Source organism: Streptomyces griseiscabiei (assembly GCF_020010925.1).
Lineage (GTDB): Bacteria > Actinomycetota > Actinomycetes > Streptomycetales > Streptomycetaceae > Streptomyces > Streptomyces griseiscabiei.
Genome location: NZ_JAGJBZ010000001.1, coordinates 1645061 through 1664784, shown reverse-complemented (window position 1 = coordinate 1664784; position 19724 = coordinate 1645061). Strand labels below are relative to the sequence as shown.

Below are 19724 nucleotides of genomic sequence, written 5' to 3'. Positions count from 1 at the left end.
CTCCGGGTCAGCCGTAGAGAGAACGCGGGTTGCCGTGCGAGCGGTTGATCTCGCTCGTTCCCCCGGGGTTGAGGAAGTCGAGGTCGTCGAGCGCGAGGGAGAGGGCCACCAGGGCTCCAAGGACCGCGTGCCGGTCGGGTCCGGCGAAGACGCCGGTGACGCTGGGAGCGAAGATCGACTCGCCGCGGAGCTCCTCCTGGTTCAGGTGCAGCTCGATGGCGGGCTTCCCGGCGTCCTTGAGGACGTGCCGCAGGGACTCGCCGACGCGCACCAGGCCGCCGGGGTTCACGAGGAACCCGTTGACCTGGGCGGCGTTCGCGTGGACGTACTCCAGCAGCTCGCCCTCGTGGTTGGACCGGAAGTGCCGGACCGCGATCCCGAGGCTGTCGCCCCATGTGCGCAGCTCACGCTCGAACGCGTCGGCGGGCGGGAACTGCCTGGTCGTGTTGGGGCCGCTCAGGACGGCGATCTCCCACCGCTGTTCGGTCGTACGAAGTGTCTTCAGGTCCACGGCGTGTCCTTTGCGCGTCGGGAGGAGTCAGGACCGTTGGGTCGCGAGCCGGGCCGGGGCCGGGGTGTTGCGGGACCGCAGCGCCCGGACCTCGCCGTCGATGACGACACCGGCGATGCCGGGGATGTCCCCCCGTTCGATGGCGGAGAGCGCGTCACCGGCGACGCCTCCGCTGGGCGGCTGCAGGAGCACGAAGTCGGCGGGGCGGCCGATCTCGATGACGCCCTCGTCGCGGCGGAGCACCCGGCCGCCGTTCCCGGTGGCGAGCGCGAGGGCGTCCGTGGCGCCGAGGCCACCGAGGGAGGAGAACTCGGCGACCGTCTTGATCATGCCGAGCGGCATCACACCGGTGCCGGTGGGGGAGTCGGTGGCGATCAGGATGCGGTCGAGTTCGCCGCGCTCCTTGGCGATCTCCAGCATCAGCAGGCTGGAGCGCAGGTTGCCGGCCTGGACCAGCTGGAGCGCTCCGGGAGCCTCGAAGACGGCCTTGAGATGCTCGTCGGGGAGGGAGGTCGTGCCACCGTTCGCATGGCCGACGATGTCGCAGCCGAGCGCGATGACGTCGTCGAGCGAGACGGCCGCGGACCCGGGCACGGACGCGCCGCCCGTGTGGTTCATGACGATGAACCCGGCGGCCTGGGCCGCGCGGACGAGCGGGGCCGCCTGCGACTGGGACGCGAAGGCGCCGAATCCCACCTTCGCCAGCCCGACCCGCTCGGCGGCCAGTTCCGCGAAGTCCTCTTCCCTCAGGGAGGGGCTGATGATGACCGAACCGCCGAGGACCTTGACGCCGCCCGGACGGATGTTCTCCCACGACCGCTGCGCCGCGATCGCGAGGCCCTTGAGCCCGGCGCGGTCGCTGGGACGCCCGGGGACGTGGATCTCGGAGGCCGACATCATCAGGGTCGTGCCGCCGTGCATATAGCTCTCGATCCAGCCGACGGTCTGCTGTCGGGGAGTCCAGTCGCCGAAGGTGACGTGCACATGCGTGTCGATGAGGCCCGGGGCGAGGATCGCGCCGTTGGCGTCGAGGGTGACGTCGGCGTCGCCGTCACCTTCGACACCGAGCGCCGTGATCCTCCCGGCGACGCAGCGGACCGATTCGATCCCCATGAGCGGGTCACCGAGCCGGCCGCTGACGGCGCCGGCGAGATTGACGATGTCGAGGGTGCTCATGATTTCTCCCGGTTCTTGACGTCCTCGACGGTCATGCCGCCGACGCGGTCGTTGAGCCGGCCGCGGGAGGAGACGGCGACGACGACGGCCACCTCGTCCGCGAGCGGTGCGTCGGGCACGAACAGGGTGAAGGCGTCGTAGTGCGAGCGGACCCAGATCTCGTCCTTGTGGGCCAGAGGGACGTCGACCTGTACGCCGGGGCCGCAGCGCTTGCTGACCGAGGAGATCCACGCCTCGCCCCCCACCGCGTCGCGGACGCCCCGGCCGAACTCGCCGATCTTGTGGGCGACGCCGTGCTCGATCTCCCCGTCGGCGCCCACGAGGGACGCCTTGCCGTAGCCCTCGACCTCCAGGCCGAGGGTCTGGGCGGCGGTGGTGGCCAGGAGGCGCCCGAGCTCGTAGTTGTCGTCCGTGACGCGTGCGAGATCGTGCGAGTAGGGCCGGTCCGCGTAGGGATTGCTCAGTACGGCGATCGCGGCCGCCTTGACGAGAGGCCGGTCGGCGTCCTGGCCGCCCTCGGACCGGGTCTCTTCCCGGACGGTCAGGATCTTGCGGATCCGCAGGGTCATCGCTCCTCCTTCAACAGTCCTGCCGACTTGAACCACTGGGCGGGGTCGATGTCCCGAAAGATCACGTGCACCGTGTCCGGGCGCGCGTCGCCGATCTCCACGAAGGCCTCGCAGATCGCGCGCGCGAGCTTCTCCTTCTGCTCGGGCGAGCGCCCCTCGTACCACGTCACATCCACCAACGGCACAGCGCTCTCCCATTCGAACGAGCCCGAGCGCCCTTCCGGACCGTGTGCATCGCGTAGGCGCCGCGGTGCACCTCAGGATGCCGCGACGATTGATTCATGAATAGCGCGGAAACATGTCCGGTATCTTTAAGATTTCCTGCATGGTAGGTTCGGAGCGTGAGGTTCGATCTCCACCGCATGCGGTTGCTCCGAGAGCTGGCGCAGCGCGGCACCGTCACCTCGGTGGCCGCCGCGCTGGCCTACAGCCCGTCGGCCGTCTCCCAGCAACTCGCCGTGCTGGAGGAGGAGATCGGAGTCAGGCTCTTCGAGCCGGACGGGCGGCGCATCAGGCTCACTGATCAAGCGCACATCCTCGTCGCCTACACAGCCGCCGTGCTGGAGCAGTTGGAGCGCGCCGAGACGGACATCCTCGCGTCGCTGGACAACGTCGTGGGCACGATCCGACTCGCCACGGTGCAGACCGCCGCGCTCGCGCTCGTGCCCGTGACGCTGACCTCGCTGGCGGAAGGCCACCCCGGACTGAAGGTCCAGTTCACCCAGGCCGAACCCGAAGTCGCGCTCCCCGCTCTGCTGGCCCGCGAGTTCGATCTGGTCTGCGGCGAGAACTACCTCGACTATCCGACCAGCCGCTCCAGCGAGATGGACTTCGACGTGGTGGCCGAAGATCCCATCCGCGTCGCGTTCCTGCGCCCGCCCGAGGGGCGCGAACCGAGCGAGGTGGTTCTCACCGATTTCGCCGACCGCCCCTGGGTTCTGGAGCCGGAAGGCAGTCCGGGGCGCGACTGGGCCATGGCCACCTGCCGCCAGGCCGGCTTCGAACCAAGAGTGGCGCACGAAACCTCTGACGTACTGGTGCAGGCGCGACTCGTGGCGAGCGGCCACGCGGCGGCGTTCCTGCCGGACCTCACCTGGTTCGACCGCGAACCGGGCTTCCACCTGCGCCAGATGGCCGCCTCCCACGTACGGCAGATCGTCACCACCTGCCGGGCCGGCTCCCACCGCAACCCCGCGCTCGTCGCGGTGCGTGACGCGCTCCGAGAGGCGTACCGGCAGAGCAGGCCGAGCATCACCGATCGCTAGGGCCCGCAGCAGGTCATCAACGCGCTGCCGTATCTGTGGCTGTGGGTGCTGTGGGTGCCGCGGATCATGCTGCCGGGCGAGCACCGATCAGTATTTCTTCACGGTTCCATGCATCTTTCCCTGCTTTACCTGCATGGCGGGACGTGAGTCACTTGACCTCACGCTGATCGAGAGCCGGGGCCTCGACGAACTCAACCTCATTCGCGCACAAGCCGCAGGAGTCTGACATGACGGACTTCCCCCACCTCTTCAACCCCATTCAGGTGGGTTCGTACACCCTGAAGAACCGCATCATGAACACCGGGCACGCCGCCCACTTCCAACTGGGGGACGGCACCCCGACCGACGCGTACGCCTACTACGTTCGGGAACGGGCCAAGGGCGGCGCCGGTGTCATCGTCACCGGGCACACGGTTCCCGTCTACGACGGCGACGCGTCACTCTCGCTGGCCACCTACAGCGACGCGACCATGGGCGCGTTCACCAAGATGGTGCAGGGGTGCCACGAGTTCGACGTCCCTCTCATCGCGCAGCTCGGTCACCGTGGACGTCGGCTCATGGATCACGCGGGATTCCTTCGCCGCGAGATCGTCGCCCCCTCGCCCGTCCCGACCCCCGACTACTCGGTGCCCCTGTTCATGCCCCACGAGCTGTCGACCGGCGAAGTGGAAGGGATCGTCGAGTCGTTCGGCGCCGCCGCGGACCGTATGCGGCGCTGCGAGTTCGACGGGATCGAACTCGCCATCGGCATGGACTACCTGTTCGCGAACTTCCTTCATCCGCACGGCAATCGCCGCGACGACAAGTACGGCGGCAACGACCTGCGGGAACGGATGAGGTTCCTCAGGGAGGTCCTCGCGGTCACGCGCCAAGGCATCGGCGAGGACCGGATCCTCGGCGTCCGGCTCTACGACGACGGTGTGGACTACAGCATGAGTCTCGCCGACCACGTCGAGCTGGCGAGGATCCTCGAAGCGGAGCGGCTCGTCGACTACATCAACATCTGGCAGGCCATCACCTCCGTCCCCCGCATCGGCCGCGCGCACTGGCCCAGCCACTACTTCGAGACCGGGGCCTTCGTCCACCTGTCCGAGGCCATGAAGGACGCCGGCATCGAACTGCCGATCATCGGAGCGGGTCGTCAGGACTCACCCGCCTTCGCGGAGCAGAGCATCGCCGACGGCAAGCTCGACATCGTGGGAATGGCGAAGACCCTCATCGCCGACCCGCACTTCCCGAACAAGGCGCGTGCGGGTCGCATCGACGACATCCGCACCTGTATCGCCTGCACCCAGTCCTGCGTCGGCCATGTCGACAAGGGTCTCGGCGTCGGGTGCATCTACAACCCCGTCACCGGACGGGAGCAGGCGTGGGGAGAGCTGGAACCGGTCGACGAGCCGAAGCGGGTCGTCATCGTCGGCGCCGGACCGGCCGGTATGGAGGCGGCCCGCACCGCTGCGGCGCGGGGACACGACGTGGTCCTGTTCGAACGCGGCCGTCGTATGGGCGGCCAGGTCAATCTCGTGATGACGACGCCGAATCGCGGCAACTTCGAGGAGGTGATCCTCTGGTTCGAACGGCAGCTGCCCAAGGCCGGGGTGGATGTCCGACTCGGCGTCGAGGCCGACACGAACGCCGTCCTGGCCGAGTCTCCCGACGTCGTCCTCGTCGCCACCGGGTCCACGCCCTTCGTTCCTGAGGTGATCGGCGCAGACCTCCCGCACGTGCGCACGGCTCGGGAAGTCCTCGCCGACCACACGCTGGCCGGCCCGAACGTGCTTGTGTTCGACGTCGGTGGCCGGGCGGAAGGGGCCACCACGGCCGACCATCTCGCCGCCAAGCGGCACAACGTCAGGTTCGTGACCGGGATGGAGACCGTGGCCCCCGAGATGCCGTCGCCGGCACGACACCATCTCCTCGAAGCGCTCATGAACAGCCCACGGGTGGAACTGCGGACCCACACCTCGATCCACGAGATCGAAGAGGAGTCGGTCACCACGTTCAATGTCGTCACCTGGGAGCCCGACAGCGTCGACGACATCGACACCGTGGTCGTGGCCGCGGGCGGCATCGCCGACGACTCGCTCTACCGACAGCTGGTGAAGCAGCACCCGGAGGTCCGGGCGATCGGTGACTGCTACCAGCCACGGGACATCGAGATCGCCATCGTCCACGGACACCGGGCCGGTCGCGAGATCTGACACGGGTCGGTGACGAACATCGGAAGCAGGACCCGTGAAGGGGCGATGAAGGGGTGACCGTGTTGTGCGTGGCCCCGAGCAGGCGGTCGACGTGGGCTGGAAGCCGCGCCGCCACCGGATCGGCCGGACCGGGAAGGCAGGGAAGGCCGTCTCGTCCCGTCTGCGCATCGCCGCCGGCTTCGGTGTCGTGGGCCACCTCCGCCCGGTCCTCCCCGCCATGACCGAGGGCAGCGGGCGACGCGAGGGTTGGGCGACGCACGGGATGTGGCCTGGTGCCAAGCGGCGAGCCCGGTCACACTGACCGCATGGATGCCCCAGGTGACCACGGTGACCGCTCCGGCGGCACCCCTGTCGCGGCCGACCCCGGCCTGTTCGGGCCCGCCTCCGTGACCTGGCAGGCACACGGCGACCCGGTGATGTGGATCGCCGGAATCCGCGCGCTGTACCTCCAGGCCCTGCACCCGCGCGCGGTGCGCGGCGTCATGCAGAACTCCGACTTCCGCAAGGACGCCTGGGGCCGGCTGATGCGCACGGCGAGCTTCGTCGGCACCACGACGTACGGCACCACCGAGGCCGCCGAACAGGCGGGCGCCCGCGTCCGGCGGATCCACCGACTGCTCTCGGCGACCGACCCGGCCACCGGCGAGCGGTATGGCGTCGACGAACCCGGCCTGCTGCTGTGGGTGCACTGCGCCGAGATCGACTCCTATCTGCACATCCTGCGCCGCTCCGGCTACCCCCTCACCGACACCGCGGCCGACCGCTATGTCGCCGAACATCGCGTCAGCGCCCGCCTGGTGGGCCTCGACCCTGCCGAAGTGCCGGGAACCGTAGAGCAGTTGGCGGCCTACTTCGAGAAGGTACGGCCCGAACTCGCCGCCGGATCCGAGGCACGGGACGTGGACGACTTCCTGCGCCGCCCGCCCACCCATCCGCTGCTCGTACCGGCACGTGAAGCACTGTGGCGGCGCGTGGCGAACCTGGCGTACGCCTCCCTGCCGCCGTACGCCCACGAGTTGTACGGCAGACCCGGTCCCGCACCGGCCGTGGTCACCCGCCGCCTCCGGCGCACCGGAACCTTCCTGCGCTGTGTTCCCGCCCGTCTGCGCTGGCAACTCCCGCCCAAACACATCCTCCGCGCCATGTCACGGCTCGGCCCCGGCTCCCGCCCGGCACCGTACAAAGTCGGCAGATAGGCCGCCATACTGGACGGGCCAGGGGGGGCGGGTCCATTCGGATACGGGGGCGATCGTCGGCGATGGGGGACACCAGGCTGATCCAGGGCCGGTACCGGCTGCTCGATCTCATCGGGCGCGGAGGGATGGGCGAGGTCTGGCGGGCGAGAGACGAGTCGCTGGGGCGGCTGGTCGCGGTCAAGTGCCTCAAGCCCGTCAACACCCAGCCCGACCGGTCCGCCACCCGTGTCCTGCGGGAACGCTTCCGGCGCGAGGCACGCGTCGCGGCCGCCCTCCAGCACCGGGGGGTGACCGTCGTCCATGACTTCGGCGAGTCCGACGGAGTGCTGTTCCTCGTCATGGAGTTACTGGAGGGCCGCAACCTCAGCCAGCTCCTGGAGGACAACAAACACCATCCGCCGGCCGTCCCCGAGGTCGTCGAGATCGCCGGGCAGGTGGCCGCGGCCCTCGCCTACACCCACCGGCAGGGCATCGTGCACCGCGACCTGAAGCCCGCCAACATCATGCTCCTCACCGACGGCACCGTGAAGATCTGCGACTTCGGCATCGCCCGCCTGGGCCGCGACGTCACCTTCACCTCCCGCCTCACCGGCACCGGCATCGCCATGGGCACCCCGCACTACATGTCACCGGAACAGATCAGCGGCGGCGAGGTCGACCAGCGCAGCGACCTCTACTCGTTCGGCTGTGTGCTCTACGAGATCGTCACCGGGGTACCGCCTTTCGACCTCGACGACGCCTGGGCGGTCCTGATGGGCCACCGCGACACCGCGCCCACGCCACCGCGCCGCCACCGTGCCGAGATCCCCGACTACCTCGACCGGATCATCCTGGACCTGCTCGCCAAGGAGCCGGAGGAACGACCGCACGACGCCCGCGAGGTGGGCCGCCGGGTCGCGGAGGGGCGGGCGGCCACCGTCATGGCCCCGGGCCGCGCCCCCGTGCCGACCGCCGTGTCACGCCCCGCCCTCCCCGAAGCCGCCCCGGGTCCTCGGATGCGCCCGGAGCAGCCGCCGTCGCGCGAACCCCGGTTGCCGTCCTGGACCCGGGGCATGACCACCGGCCACAAGGCCACCGGCACCGGACGGGGCGGCCTCACCCCGCCGGACGCCTCCGCCGGGCTCACCGGCGAGTGGATCGCCCGCCCCGCCACCGGCCGCGCCGAAGAGCCCGTACGCACCGAACGGCCCACCCCGTCACCGGAGTTGATCACCACTCTCACCGGGCGGCACAACGCGGGCCTCAGCCTGGGGCGCCTCGGCCGCTGGACGGAGGCCGGGGAGGTGCACCGGGCGGTCGCCGCCGAACGCGAGCACGCCCTCGGCCCGGACCATCCCGACACCCTGGCCAGCCGTTACGAGGTCGGCTTCACCCTCAGCCGTACCGGCCGCCCCGCCGACGCGCTGCGCGAGTTCGCCCATGTCGCCCGCGTCCGCGAGCACGTCCTGGGGCCCGACCATCCCGACACCCTCGCCTCCCGGCAGGAAATGGCGTACGTGCTGGGGCAGTTGGGCCGCCACTTCGAAGCCCACCAGGCCTATACGTCGGTCCTCGCCAGCCGCGAACACCTCGCCGGACCCGACCACCCGGACACCCTGCGCTGCCGCCACAACCTCGCCTTCAACCTCAGCAGGCTCGGCCGGCTTGAGGACTCGTACCGCATGGCCAGCGAGGTCGCCGCCGCCCGCGCCCGCGTCCTCGGCGCCAACCACCCCGACACCCTGGTCACCCGGTACGAAGTCGGCTACGCCCTCGGCCAGTTGGGGCGCTGGCCGGAGGCGCTGGAGGCCTACCGGGAGGTCGCCGAGACCCGGGCCCAGGCCCTCGGGCCCGACCATCCCGACACGCTCGCCGCGCGTCACGAGGTCGGCATCAGCCTCGGGCGGCTCGGCCGCAGCACCGACGCGCTCACCCTCTACCGCGCCCTGGTCGACGACCGCACCCGCGTCCACGGTCCCGCCGACACCGAGACCCTGCGCGCCCGCCACGGCCTCGGTGTCAACCTCGGCCGGCTCGGCCGCTGGGAGGAGGCCCTCGCCGAGTCCCGCGACGTGAGCACCCTGCGCGAGCGCGTCCTCGGCCCGGACCACCCCGACACCCTCGTCAGCCGCCGCGAGGTCGCCGTCGGCCTCGGCTGGCTCGGCCGCTGGGCCGACGCCCTCACCGAGTACCGCCGTGTCGCCGACGCCCGCGAACACGTCCTCGGCCCCGCCCACCCCGACGCCCTCACCAGCCGCAACGACGAGGCCCACTGCCTGGAACAACTCGGCCGGGGCCAGGAGGCGGCCGAGCTGTACCGCTGGGTCGCGGCGCTACGCCAGAGCCGCACCACGGACACACCCTGAGACCGGCCCGGGGGCTGCTCGGGCCCCGGGGCGACCCCACTGGGCCCCGGCGCACCGAGGTGCCGCCCGGTCGCGCCGGGTTCCGCGGCACCGCCGAACGGCCCCGCCGACGGATCGCAGCCGGCCCCGTCCCGCCGGCGGGCTGTACGGACCGTGCCGAGCCAGGACCGGCCGCCCCGCGCCCCCGTCCCGCGCCCTCGCCCCAGGCCGCCCGTCCCGTTGATCCACCTGACCCACCCCCCTGGCCGACCCCGATCGCCGCGTGTTACCAAGAGCCATGCCTGCCACCCCCGCCCCCGCACCTACGCCCGCCCCCGCCCCCGCCCCCACCCCCGCACCCGCGGCCCGGTCCGGACGCCCGGTCGGACCCCGGCCGCACGGCACGTACGACGCCGTGATCGTCGGCGGTGGTCACAACGGGCTGGTCGCCGCCGCGTATCTCGCCCGCGCGGGGCGGTCCGTGCTCGTGCTGGAGCGGCTGGACCACACCGGTGGGGCCGCCGTGTCCACCCGGCCGTTCGCCGGGGTCGACGCCCGGCTGTCGCGGTACTCGTACCTGGTCAGCCTGCTGCCCAAGAAGATCGTCCGGGACCTCGACCTGGACTTCCGCGTCCGGGGCCGCACGATCTCGTCGTACACCCCCGTCGAACGCGACGGACGGGCCACCGGCCTGCTCGTCGGCGGGGGCGAGCGCCGCACCCGCGAGGCGTTCGCGCGGCTCACGGGCGCGGACCGCGAGTACGAGGCATGGCAGCGCTTCTACGGGATGACGGCTCGCGTCGCCGAACGGGTGTTCCCCACCCTCACCGAGCCCCTGCCCACCCGCGACGCCCTGCGCGACCGCATCGACGACGAGGAGGCCTGGCGGACCCTCTTCGAGGAACCGATCGGCGCGGCCGTCGAGTCGACGTTCACCGACGACCTGGTCCGCGGCGTCGTCCTCACCGACGCGCTGATCGGTACCTTCGCGGACGCCCACGACCCCTCCCTCCGCCAGAACCGCTGCTTCCTCTACCACGTGATCGGCGGCGGCACGGGAGCCTGGGACGTGCCGGTCGGCGGCATGGGCGCCCTCACGGACGCACTGGCCGGGGCCGCGCGCGACGCGGGCGCCGTCCTCGCCACGGGCCACGAGGCCCGCCGGATCGAGACCGACGGACGGTCCGCCGAGATCACCTACCGGACGGCCGACACCGAGGGCACCGTCACCGCCCGCCACGTCCTCGTCAACGCCTCCCCGCGCGAACTGGCCGTCCTGACCGGCGACGCGCCCCCCACCCCCGCCGAGGGCGCCCAGCTCAAGGTGAACATGCTGCTCAAGCGGCTCCCCAGGCTCCGCGACGAGTCCGTCGACCCGCGCGAGGCCTTCGCCGGGACCTTCCACATCGCCGAGGGCTACGACCAGCTCGCCACCGCCTACGCCCAGGCCGCCTCCGGCACGCTGCCCGAGGCCCCTCCCTCCGAGATCTACTGTCACTCGCTCACCGACCCGACCATCCTCGGCCCGGACCTGGTCGACCAGGGCTACCAGACGCTCACCCTCTTCGGCCTGCACACCCCCGCGCGGCTGTTCGAGGCCGACAACGACGCCGTACGCGAGGAACTCCTCAAGTCCACCCTCGCCCAGCTGGACGCCCACCTCGCCGAGCCCCTCGCGGACTGCCTCGCCACCGACGCCGACGGCCGCCCCTGCATCGAGGCCAGGACCCCCCTCGACCTGGACCACGACCTCGGCCTCCCCGGCGGCAACATCTTCCACCGCGACCTGACGTGGCCCTACGCCCAGGAAGGCACCGGCCGTTGGGGCGTCGAGACCCGCCACGCCAACATCCTGCTCTGCGGCGCGGGCGCGGTACGAGGCGGCGGAGTGAGCGGAGTCCCGGGCCACAACGCCGCGATGGCCCTGCTGAACGAATAACGAGGGGTAACCCCAGCCCACCCAGGGGCGCGAGGAACTGCGCGACCAGCCCCACTCACCCGCACCCGCTGACCAACCGATCCACCCCACCCCTCCCGCGCCCACCCCCACTCCGCCGACGCCCACTGAAATCTGACGGGTCATCAGAAACCCCTTCCCTCCTCCGGAGGAGTACGGCATTCTGCGCACCATGCAGACGGAGCTGAGCAACAAACTCGGAGTCCGGTACGCCGTCTTCGGCTTCACCCCGTTCCCCGCGGTCGCGGCCGCCATCAGCCGCGCCGGCGGCTTCGGGGTGCTCGGCGCGGTCCGCTACACCGCCCCCGACGACCTCAAACGCGACCTCGACTGGATCGAGGCCCATGTCGACGGCATGCCGTACGGCCTGGACGTCGTCATGCCGGCCAAGAAGGTCGAGGGCGTCACGGAGGCCGATGTCGAGGCGATGATCCCCGAGTCGCACCGGCAGTTCGTCCAGGACACCCTCGCCAAGTACGGTGTGCCCGAACTCGCCGAGGGCGAGGCCTCCGGCTGGCGCATCACCGGCTGGATGGAACAGGTCGCCCGCAGCCAGCTCGACGTCGCTTTCGACTACCCGATCAAGCTGCTCGCCAACGCCCTCGGCTCCCCGCCCGCCGACGTCATCGACCGTGCCCACGAGCAGGACGTCCTCGTCGCCGCGCTCGCCGGCAGCGCCCGCCACGCCCGTAAGCACGCGGACGCGGGCATCGACATCGTCGTGGCCCAGGGCTACGAGGCCGGCGGCCACACCGGCGACATCGCCTCCATGGTGCTCACCCCCGAGGTCGTCGACGCCGTCGACCCGCTGCCGGTGCTCGCCGCCGGAGGCATCGGCAGCGGACAGCAGGTGGCCGCCGCCCTCGCCCTCGGCGCCCAGGGCGTCTGGCTCGGTTCGCTCTGGCTGACCACCACCGAGGCCGAACTGCCCTCGCCCCGGCTGATCGAGAAGCTGCTCGCCGCCGGTTCCGGCGACACCGTCCGCTCCCGCGCCCTCACCGGCAAACCCGCGCGCCAGCTCCGTACCGAGTGGACCGACGCCTGGGACGACCCGGCCGGGCCCGGCACCCTCCCCATGCCCCTGCAGGGGCTGCTCGTCGCCGAGGCGGTGTCCCGCATCCAGAAGTACGAGGTGGAGCCGCTGCTCGGCACCCCGGTCGGGCAGATCGTCGGCCGGATGAACAGCGAACGCAGCGTCCAGGCCGTCTTCGACGACCTCACCCGGGGCTTCGAGAAGGCCGTGGACCGCGTCAACAGGATCGCCGGAAGGAGCACGGAACAGTGAGCCAAGCCCCGTCCCCCCAGGGCTTCTGGGCCCAGGCGACCGCCGACCCCGACCGTACGGTGCTCATCGCCCCCGACGGGCAGGAGTGGACCGCCGGACGGCTGCACGCCGCGACCAACCGGCTGGTGCACGGACTGCGGGCGGCCGGACTGACCCGCGGCGACGCCTTCGCCGTCGTCCTGCCGAACAGCGTCGAGTTCCTCACCGCCTACCTCGCCGCCACCCAGGCCGGTTTCTACCTCGTCCCCGTCAACCACCACCTCGTGGGCCCCGAGATCGCCTGGATCGTCTCCGACTCCGGCGCCAAGGTGCTCATCGCGCACGAGCGGTTCGCCGACACGGCGCGCGCCGCCGCCGACGAGGCCGAGCTGCCCGCCGACCGCAGGTACGCGGTCGGCACGGTCGAGGGCTTCCGTCCGTACGCCGAACTCCTGGACGGACAGCCCGAGTCGGCGCCCGGCGACCGCACCCTCGGCTGGGTCATGAACTACACGTCCGGCACCACCGGCCGCCCCCGGGGCATCCGCCGTCCGCTGCCCGGCAAGCTCCCCGAGGAGTCCTACCTCGGCGGCTTCCTCGGCATCTTCGGCATCCGGCCGTTCGACGGCAATGTGCATCTGGTGTGCTCGCCGCTCTACCACACGGCCGTCCTGCAGTTCGCGGGCGCGTCCCTGCACATCGGGCACCGGCTGGTGCTGATGGACAAGTGGACGCCGCAGGAGATGCTCCGCGCCATCGACACCCACCGCTGCACGCACACCCATATGGTCCCCACCCAGTTCCACCGGCTCCTCGCCCTGCCCGGGGAGGTGCGCGCCCGCTACGACGTGTCGTCCATGCGGCACGCCATCCACGGCGCCGCACCCTGCCCCGACCATGTGAAACGGGCCATGATCGAGTGGTGGGGCGAGTGCGTGGAGGAGTACTACGCGGCCAGCGAGGGCGGCGGCGCCTTCGCCACCGCGGAGGACTGGCTGAAGAAGCCCGGCACGGTCGGCAAGGCCTGGCCCATCAGCGAACTCGCGGTCTTCGACGACGACGGCAACCGGCTGCCGGCCGGTGAACTGGGCACCGTCTACATGAAGATGAGCACCGGCGGCTTCTCCTACCACAAGGACGAGGGCAAGACGCGGAAGAACCGCATCGGCGACTTCTTCACCGTCGGCGACCTCGGACTCATCGACGAGGAGGGCTTTCTCTTCCTCCGGGACCGCAAGATCGACCTGATCATCTCCGGCGGCGTCAACATCTACCCCGCCGAGATCGAGGCCGCGCTCCTCACCCACCCCGCCGTCGCCGACGCCGCCGCGTTCGGCATCCCCCACGACGACTGGGGCGAGGAGGTCAAGGCCGTGGTCGAACCCGCCCCCGGCTTCACCCCGGGGCCGGTACTGGCCGAGGAGATCCTCGCCCACTGTGCCCGCCGACTCGCCGGATACAAACGCCCGAAGAGCGTCGACTTCACCGAGGCGATGCCCCGCGACCCCAACGGCAAGCTCTACAAACGGCGGTTGCGGGAGCCGTACTGGGCGGGCCGGGAGAAGACCGTGTGACCGGGGTCCGTCGCAGTTGATCGGGTTCGCGCCGCCCGCGGCCACGGGCGGCGCCGGACCTCACCTCTTGCGGGCCACCCCGCCCACCGCGATGACCTCCGCGGAGCCGCCGCCGGTGGCCGCCGCCGGATGCGGCCGCCAGTCGTTCAACGGCACGACCCCGGGGTCCAGCAGCTCCAACCCCTCGAAGAATCCGGCGAGTTCGTCCGGGCTGCGCAGGTAGTAGGGGGCCGCGCCGCTCTCGTTGTAGCCGCGTGTCGCCTCGGCGTTGGCCTTGTTCGTGTCGACGCTGTCGTTGAACGCGAGGTAACTCCCGGGCGGCAGCGCCGACATCAGCGTGCCGACGATGGCGCGTGCCCGGCCGTAGTCGGCGATGTGCCCGCTGACCTGCATCAGCGTCAGTCCGACCGGCCGGGAGAGGTCCAGGGTCCTGGCCGCCTCCCGCAGCACCGTCTCCGGGTCGTGCAGATCGGAGTCGATGTAGTCGGTCGCCCCCTCGGGCGTACTGGTGAGCAGCGCCCGTGCGTGGGTCAGGACCAGCGGGTCGTTGTCCACGTAGACGACCCGCGCCTCCGGGGCCGCCCGCTGCGCGATCTCATGGGTGTTGTCCGCCGTCGGCAGACCGGTGCCGATGTCCAGGAACTGGCGGATGCCCGCCTCGGCGGCGAGGAAGGTGACCGCGCGGCCCAGGAACGCCCGGGAGTCGCGGGCCAGGTCGGTGATGCCGGGGAACACCGCGCGGAAGGCGTCGCCCGCCTCGTGGTCGACCGGGTAGTTGTCCTTGCCGCCCAGCCAGTAGTTCCAGATGCGGGCCGAGTGCGGCACCGTCGTGTCGATCATGGTCGTCGAATCCGTCTCCGGACGTAACGAGTCCTGCGCCACCGGGCGGCCTCCTCAAGGGGGAACGGTCAAACGGCAATATGCCCATGGCAAGGTGCTGCCAGAAGAATGGTGCCGCCCCGGGCGGGGCGGCACCACATCCCTTCGCTCAATGGCTCATTGCCTCAGGGGCTCACTGACCGACACGGACCACCCTCAGCTTCGGCGAGGACAGGATGTCTCTCTCGCAGAAACGGGACGTCACCCACTTCTCCGCCGAGAACAGCCGCGTCTGGTCCACATAATGGGGCGAATTGGGGTTCGAGGACTGCGAGTACGTCAGCAGTGTGCGGGCCACCGGGCAGCGTCCGCCGTCCCAGCCGACCGCCTGAATGTGGCTGGAACCCGACGAGACCTCCTGATAGACACCCTCGGCCGGGCGCCACGGCGACTCGATCTTGTTCCACACGCCGAGCGACTCCGTCCCACCGGAGACCGCGATGCGCTCACCGCCGCGTACGACGAACTGGTGGTCGCCGAGCTTCGCGTCCAGCGCCACGCCCGCCGCCCGCAGATCCCGCACCGTGTCGGCGAGGGCGGTCGCGAAGCCGGGGACGTCCGTGTCGAGGGTGTTCGGCGTGTTGACCGGGTCCGCCGCCGAGAAGGGCACCTTCCAGAACTGCGCGCGCGGCACCACCGCGTTCAGCCGCCGCCAGAACCGGTCGAAGAGCAGCGCGCCCCGACTGCCGGTGTCCACGGTCCGGTCCCACGCCTCGAAGACCCCGCACGCCTCGGACACATCGACGACCGCGCCGTCGCTGCCCGTCGCCGTACCGCCCGGCAGCGCGGCACAGGCCCGCGCCACGTCGTCGCCGGTGAGATCGGCCGCGGGCACCCGGTTCGCGAACTGCTGCCGCTGGAGGTCCCGTACGGTCAGACCGCCCCGGTCGGCCATGGCCGCCACGTCCTCGACCGCGCCCCGGGTCCGCAGCGACCGCTGGGTGCCGATGGTGCCGAACACGCGCTCGTACCCGGTGAGCGGCTTATCGGCGTTGGCCAGCCAGGCGCTGTCGTTGGAGTTCTCCGCGTACGGCGCGTCCTTGAGCGTCGGCATCCTCGCCGGCCCGAAGATCCCCGGCTGTACGGCGTCGGCGTCGCTGCCGAGCGCGCAGTCGGAGCGCGAGCCGTCCAGGATCGCGACACCCGCCGACGGATAGGTGGCCCTCCCCAACGGCGTCGAGCAGCGGGCCGCCAGCTCGTCGGTGATGCGGGGGAGGGTCTGCGACTGGGTGAACAGGGTGTGTCCGGCGGAGTCGGCGGCCACGGTGTTCACCCAGGGCAGGCCCTGGTGCCGGGCGAGGGACTCGAGGATGTCCGAGGTGCCGCGGGCCTTGGCGAAGCCCAGCGAGGTGTCGGTGAAGCGGGCGTTCGCCGTGTTGGGGTCGTTGACGGCGTACGCGGTGCCGGCCGTCCACGGCAGCGGGAGGTCGGCGCCGAGCGAGGTGACGACCGGGCCGTACCGCGTCCACCACTGGAGGCGGGTGACCGGGGCACCGTCCTTGACGCCGACGGTGACCGTCCGCTTCGTCATCCGCTCCGGCTTCCCGTCCACGAGATACGTCGTCGGGTCGGCCGGGTCCAGCGTCAGCTGATGGACGTTCATGGGGACGCCGGTGGCGACGGTGTGGCTCCAGGCGACCTTCGCGTTGAACCCGATCTGAGTGATCGGCGAGCCCAGCAGCGAGCCGCCGGAGACGTTCAGCTCACCGGGGATCGTCTGCTGCGCCTGCCAGAAGCGGCGCCCGCCGGCCCACGGGTAGTGCGGGTTGCCCAGCAGCAGACCCCGGCCGTTCGCCGTGGTCTCCCCGCCGAACGCGACGGCGTTCGAGCCCATGTCCGCGTTCGCGGCGCCGAACAGCTCGCTCGCGGCACGGGCGGCGGTCTTCGGGTCCAGGGTGGCGGCGGACTTGTCCGTCGTACCGGAGGCGGGCGGCTGCGCGGTGGTGATCGCGTCCACCAGCCGCCCCTCACCGCCGAGGACGGCGAGGGCGTACGCGCGGGAGAACACGTCGAGCGTGGAGACCGGCCGCACCCAGGCGGCGCCCTTGCACGCGGGGTCGGTGATCCGGTTCTTTCTCAGCCACGCGTTGTACCCGGCGGCCCAGCCCCGCATCAGGTCCTTCACCGCCCTGCTCGGCCCCAGCGGTTCGGGCCGCTCCAGCAGCCGCTCGACGGTGCCCGCGTCCCGGACGCCCCGGAAGTAGAGGTCGCTGGTGAGGTTCCTGGTGGCGGAGGAGAGCGAGAGGTCGGGGGCGGCGTCGGGCCCGAAGTGGCGGGAGCGCTCCCCCTTCACGGTGACGAACCCGTCGGCCAGCACACACACCTGGTCGGCGGCCTGCGCCCAGCCGGTGCCGAAGCCGAGGTTCGCGTAGTCCTTCGCGACGATGTGCGGGACGCCGTACTCGGTGTAGCGGATCACGGCGGACAGACCACCGTGGGAGGTGCGCTGCTCCCCGGCCCGGCGGCCATCGGTGGCCGCGGTGGCGGAGGGCAGGACGGCCGAGGCGGTGAGCAGGGCGACGGCCGAGACCACGAGCTGTCTCAGGCGAGTGTGCATGGAGCCTCCCGACTTGGTTGAGGGAAGGGACGGTTGAGCGTGTCGGCACCACTGCGCGTAGTCCATACGCAGGGTGGATCTTCCCCCTGATTGACTCGCGGTCCCAAGGGGAAGTTGAGCCGCTTCACGCCATGTGCGCCACGTTCCGGCCACCCGTGTGATGCGCTTGACCTCACTCGCGGGACGGACCGAGGATCGCGTCGGAGAACACGGACCAAGGAGCGGAAAACATGACAGCTGGCCCCAGTGTGACGGTCGACGGGACGCTGCGGCGCACCGCCGGGCGGATCCCCGCCCGCGTCGCGATCCGCTACGGCGAACGGTCCTGGACCTACGCCGAGCTGGACGACGCCGTCTCCCGGGCGGCCCGCGCCCTGCGCGACACCGGTCTCGAACCGGGCGACCGGGTCGCCGCCTACGGCCACAACTCGGACGCCTACCTCATCGCCTTCCTGGCCGCCGCCCGCGCCGGTCTGGTCCATGTCCCGGTCAACCAGAACCTCACCGGCGACGACCTCTCCTACCTCCTCGACCAGTCCGGGAGCACCCTCGTCCTCACCGACCCGGACCTCGCCGGGAACCTCCCCGAGGGCACCCGGACCCTGCCGCTGCGCGACACGGACGACTCGCTCCTCGCCTGCCTGGCCGGCACCGAGCCGTACGACGGTCCGCAGCCCCGCGCCGAGGACCTCGTCCAGCTCCTCTACACCTCGGGCACCACCGCGCTCCCCAAGGGCGCGATGATGACGCACCGCGCACTGGTCCACGAGTACCTCAGCGCGATCTCCGCCCTCGACCTCCAGGCGGGCGACCTGCCCGTGCACTCCCTGCCGCTGTACCACTCCGCGCAGATGCATGTCTTCCTGGTGCCGTATCTCGCGGTCGGCGCCACGAACACGATCCTCGACGCGCCCGACGGCGACCGGATCCTCGACCTCGTGGAGGAGGGCCGCGCCGACAGCCTCTTCGCCCCGCCCACGGTGTGGATCGCGCTGGCCGACCGCCCCGACTTCGCCACCCGTGACCTCAGCGGGCTGCGCAAGGCCTACTACGGCGCCTCGATCATGCCCGTGCCCGTCCTCGAACGCCTGAAGGAGCGCCTGCCCAAGCTCGCCTTCCACAACTGCTTCGGCCAGAGCGAGATCGGTCCGCTGTCCATGGTCCTCGGCCCGCACGAGCACAAGGGCCGGATGGACTCCTGCGGGCGCCCCGTCATGTTCGTCGAGGCCAAGGTCGTCGACGAGGACGGCGAGGAGGTGCCCGACGGAACCCCCGGCGAGATCGTCTACCAGTCGAAGCAGCTCTGCGAGGGCTACTGGAACAAGCCGGAGGAGACCGCCGAGGCCTTCCGCGACGGCTGGTTCCACTCCGGCGACCTCGCCGTACGCGACGCCCACGGCTTCTTCACCGTCGTCGACCGCGTCAAGGACGTCATCAACTCCGGCGGCGTCCTCATCGCCTCCCGCCAGGTCGAGGACGCCCTCTGCACCCACGACCAGGTCGCCGAGGCCGCCGTCATCGGCCTCCCCGACGACCACTGGATCGAGGCCGTCACCGCGATCGTCGTCCCCCGGGGCGACACCTCGGAGGCCGAACTCATCGCCCACACCCGCGAGAAACTCCCCCACTTCAAGGCCCCGAAGCGCGTCCTGTTCGTCGAGGAACTCCCGCGCAACGCGAGCGGCAAGATCCTCAAGCGAGAGCTGCGGGACCGCTTCGCGCAGGCCTGACCGCCCTGTCAGTGGCCGGTGCGATGATCCGCGCACGCCACGTGAGGAGAGACATGGGCACCTGGGACATCGGCCCCTTCGACAACGACACCGCGGCCGATTTCGGGGACGACCTGGACGAGGCGCCGTGGGAGGAGCGCGAGCCCCTGATCCGCGGCGTGCTCCGACGCGCCGCCGGGCCGGCGGAGTGCCTGCGTGTCCACGACGGCGAACGAGCCGTGGCCGCGGCGGCGCTGGTCGTCGCACAGCACACCGAAGGCGAGCCGGCCTGTCCGCACTACGGCCCGTCCGAACCGCTGCCGGAGCTGCCCGCCGACCTTCGCGTCCTCGCCGTCGACGCGCTGGACCAGGTGGTCTCCGAGCTGTCCGAACTCGCCGAGCTGTGGGCCGACGCGGCGGACGGCTCCGCCTGGCGCCGGGACATCACCCGCCTTCGGGATGTCCTCGATCCTCCGGTCCCGCCGCAGGAGGAAGCCCTCTTCACCGTCTGGCCGACGTCCCGCCATCGCCGTGCGGCGCCC

The 19724-nt window shown here is 71.3% G+C and carries 14 protein-coding genes and 1 pseudogene; 9 read left to right on the top strand and 6 right to left on the bottom strand.

Annotated features, from left to right (window positions below):
• Positions 1-7: 7 nt before the first annotated feature.
• From J8M51_RS07270 to J8M51_RS07255, 4 genes are read right to left on the bottom strand one after another with little or no spacing between them, the layout of a single operon-like run.
• Positions 8-511 (bottom strand): type II 3-dehydroquinate dehydratase, encoded by a 504-nt coding sequence (locus tag J8M51_RS07270; protein ID WP_086755003.1) that lies wholly within the window; start codon positions 509-511, stop codon positions 8-10.
• Between the two features lie 27 nt (positions 512-538).
• Complete coding sequence (locus J8M51_RS07265; protein WP_086755002.1) at positions 539-1687, bottom strand: amidohydrolase family protein; 1149 nt, start codon at positions 1685-1687, stop codon at positions 539-541.
• Positions 1684-2256 (bottom strand): amino acid synthesis family protein, encoded by a 573-nt coding sequence (locus J8M51_RS07260; RefSeq protein WP_086755001.1) that lies wholly within the window; start codon positions 2254-2256, stop codon positions 1684-1686. The genes J8M51_RS07265 and J8M51_RS07260 overlap by 4 nt, the downstream gene beginning before the upstream one ends.
• Positions 2253-2441: a tautomerase family protein gene (locus J8M51_RS07255; protein WP_086755000.1), complete on the bottom strand. Its 189-nt coding sequence runs from the start codon at positions 2439-2441 to the stop codon at positions 2253-2255. The genes J8M51_RS07260 and J8M51_RS07255 overlap by 4 nt, the downstream gene beginning before the upstream one ends.
• A 156-nt stretch (positions 2442-2597) precedes the next feature.
• Here J8M51_RS07255 and J8M51_RS07250 point away from each other — a divergent pair, with 156 nt between their 5' ends.
• The 7 genes from J8M51_RS07250 (at position 2598) to J8M51_RS07220 (ending at position 14037) form a co-directional block, all read left to right on the top strand.
• Positions 2598-3521 (top strand): LysR family transcriptional regulator, encoded by a 924-nt coding sequence (locus J8M51_RS07250; RefSeq protein WP_179203024.1) that lies wholly within the window; start codon positions 2598-2600, stop codon positions 3519-3521.
• A 227-nt stretch (positions 3522-3748) separates the two neighbouring features.
• A complete protein-coding gene (locus J8M51_RS07245; protein WP_086754999.1) occupies positions 3749-5722 on the top strand; it encodes an oxidoreductase in 1974 nt (657 codons plus the stop codon).
• A gap of 305 nt (positions 5723-6027) precedes the next feature.
• Positions 6028-6918, top strand: coding sequence for an oxygenase MpaB family protein (locus tag J8M51_RS07240; RefSeq protein ID WP_267299044.1), 891 nt, complete (start codon positions 6028-6030; stop codon positions 6916-6918).
• 62 nt (positions 6919-6980) lie between these two features.
• The gene (locus tag J8M51_RS07235; RefSeq protein ID WP_267299043.1) at positions 6981-9263 is read left to right on the top strand and encodes a serine/threonine-protein kinase; all 2283 of its coding nucleotides are present in this window, start codon (positions 6981-6983) and stop codon (positions 9261-9263) included.
• A 277-nt stretch (positions 9264-9540) separates the two neighbouring features.
• Positions 9541-11181 (top strand): phytoene desaturase family protein, encoded by a 1641-nt coding sequence (locus tag J8M51_RS07230; protein ID WP_267299042.1) that lies wholly within the window; start codon positions 9541-9543, stop codon positions 11179-11181.
• A gap of 190 nt (positions 11182-11371) precedes the next feature.
• Complete coding sequence (locus J8M51_RS07225) at positions 11372-12484, top strand: NAD(P)H-dependent flavin oxidoreductase (RefSeq protein ID WP_216587288.1); 1113 nt, start codon at positions 11372-11374, stop codon at positions 12482-12484.
• Positions 12485-12543: 59 nt separating this feature from the next.
• Positions 12544-14037: an acyl-CoA synthetase gene (locus tag J8M51_RS07220; RefSeq protein ID WP_398856291.1), complete on the top strand. Its 1494-nt coding sequence runs from the start codon at positions 12544-12546 to the stop codon at positions 14035-14037.
• Positions 14038-14097: 60 nt separating this feature from the next.
• Here J8M51_RS07220 and J8M51_RS07215 read toward each other — a convergent pair whose 3' ends face one another.
• Together J8M51_RS07215 and J8M51_RS07210 are read right to left on the bottom strand one after the other, a co-directional pair.
• Positions 14098-14877 (bottom strand): SAM-dependent methyltransferase, encoded by a 780-nt coding sequence (locus J8M51_RS07215; protein WP_179202956.1) that lies wholly within the window; start codon positions 14875-14877, stop codon positions 14098-14100.
• 172 nt (positions 14878-15049) lie between these two features.
• Complete coding sequence (locus tag J8M51_RS07210) at positions 15050-17473, bottom strand: penicillin acylase family protein (protein WP_086753938.1); 2424 nt, start codon at positions 17471-17473, stop codon at positions 15050-15052.
• A gap of 230 nt (positions 17474-17703) precedes the next feature.
• Between J8M51_RS07210 and J8M51_RS07205 the strand changes: the two genes are divergently transcribed.
• Together J8M51_RS07205 and J8M51_RS07200 are read left to right on the top strand one after the other, a co-directional pair.
• The gene (locus tag J8M51_RS07205; protein WP_086753940.1) at positions 17704-19203 is read left to right on the top strand and encodes an acyl-CoA synthetase; all 1500 of its coding nucleotides are present in this window, start codon (positions 17704-17706) and stop codon (positions 19201-19203) included.
• Between the two features lie 23 nt (positions 19204-19226).
• A pseudogene (locus tag J8M51_RS07200) lies at positions 19227-19610 on the top strand (DUF4259 domain-containing protein); the annotation flags it as partial.
• Positions 19611-19724: the final 114 nt, after the last annotated feature.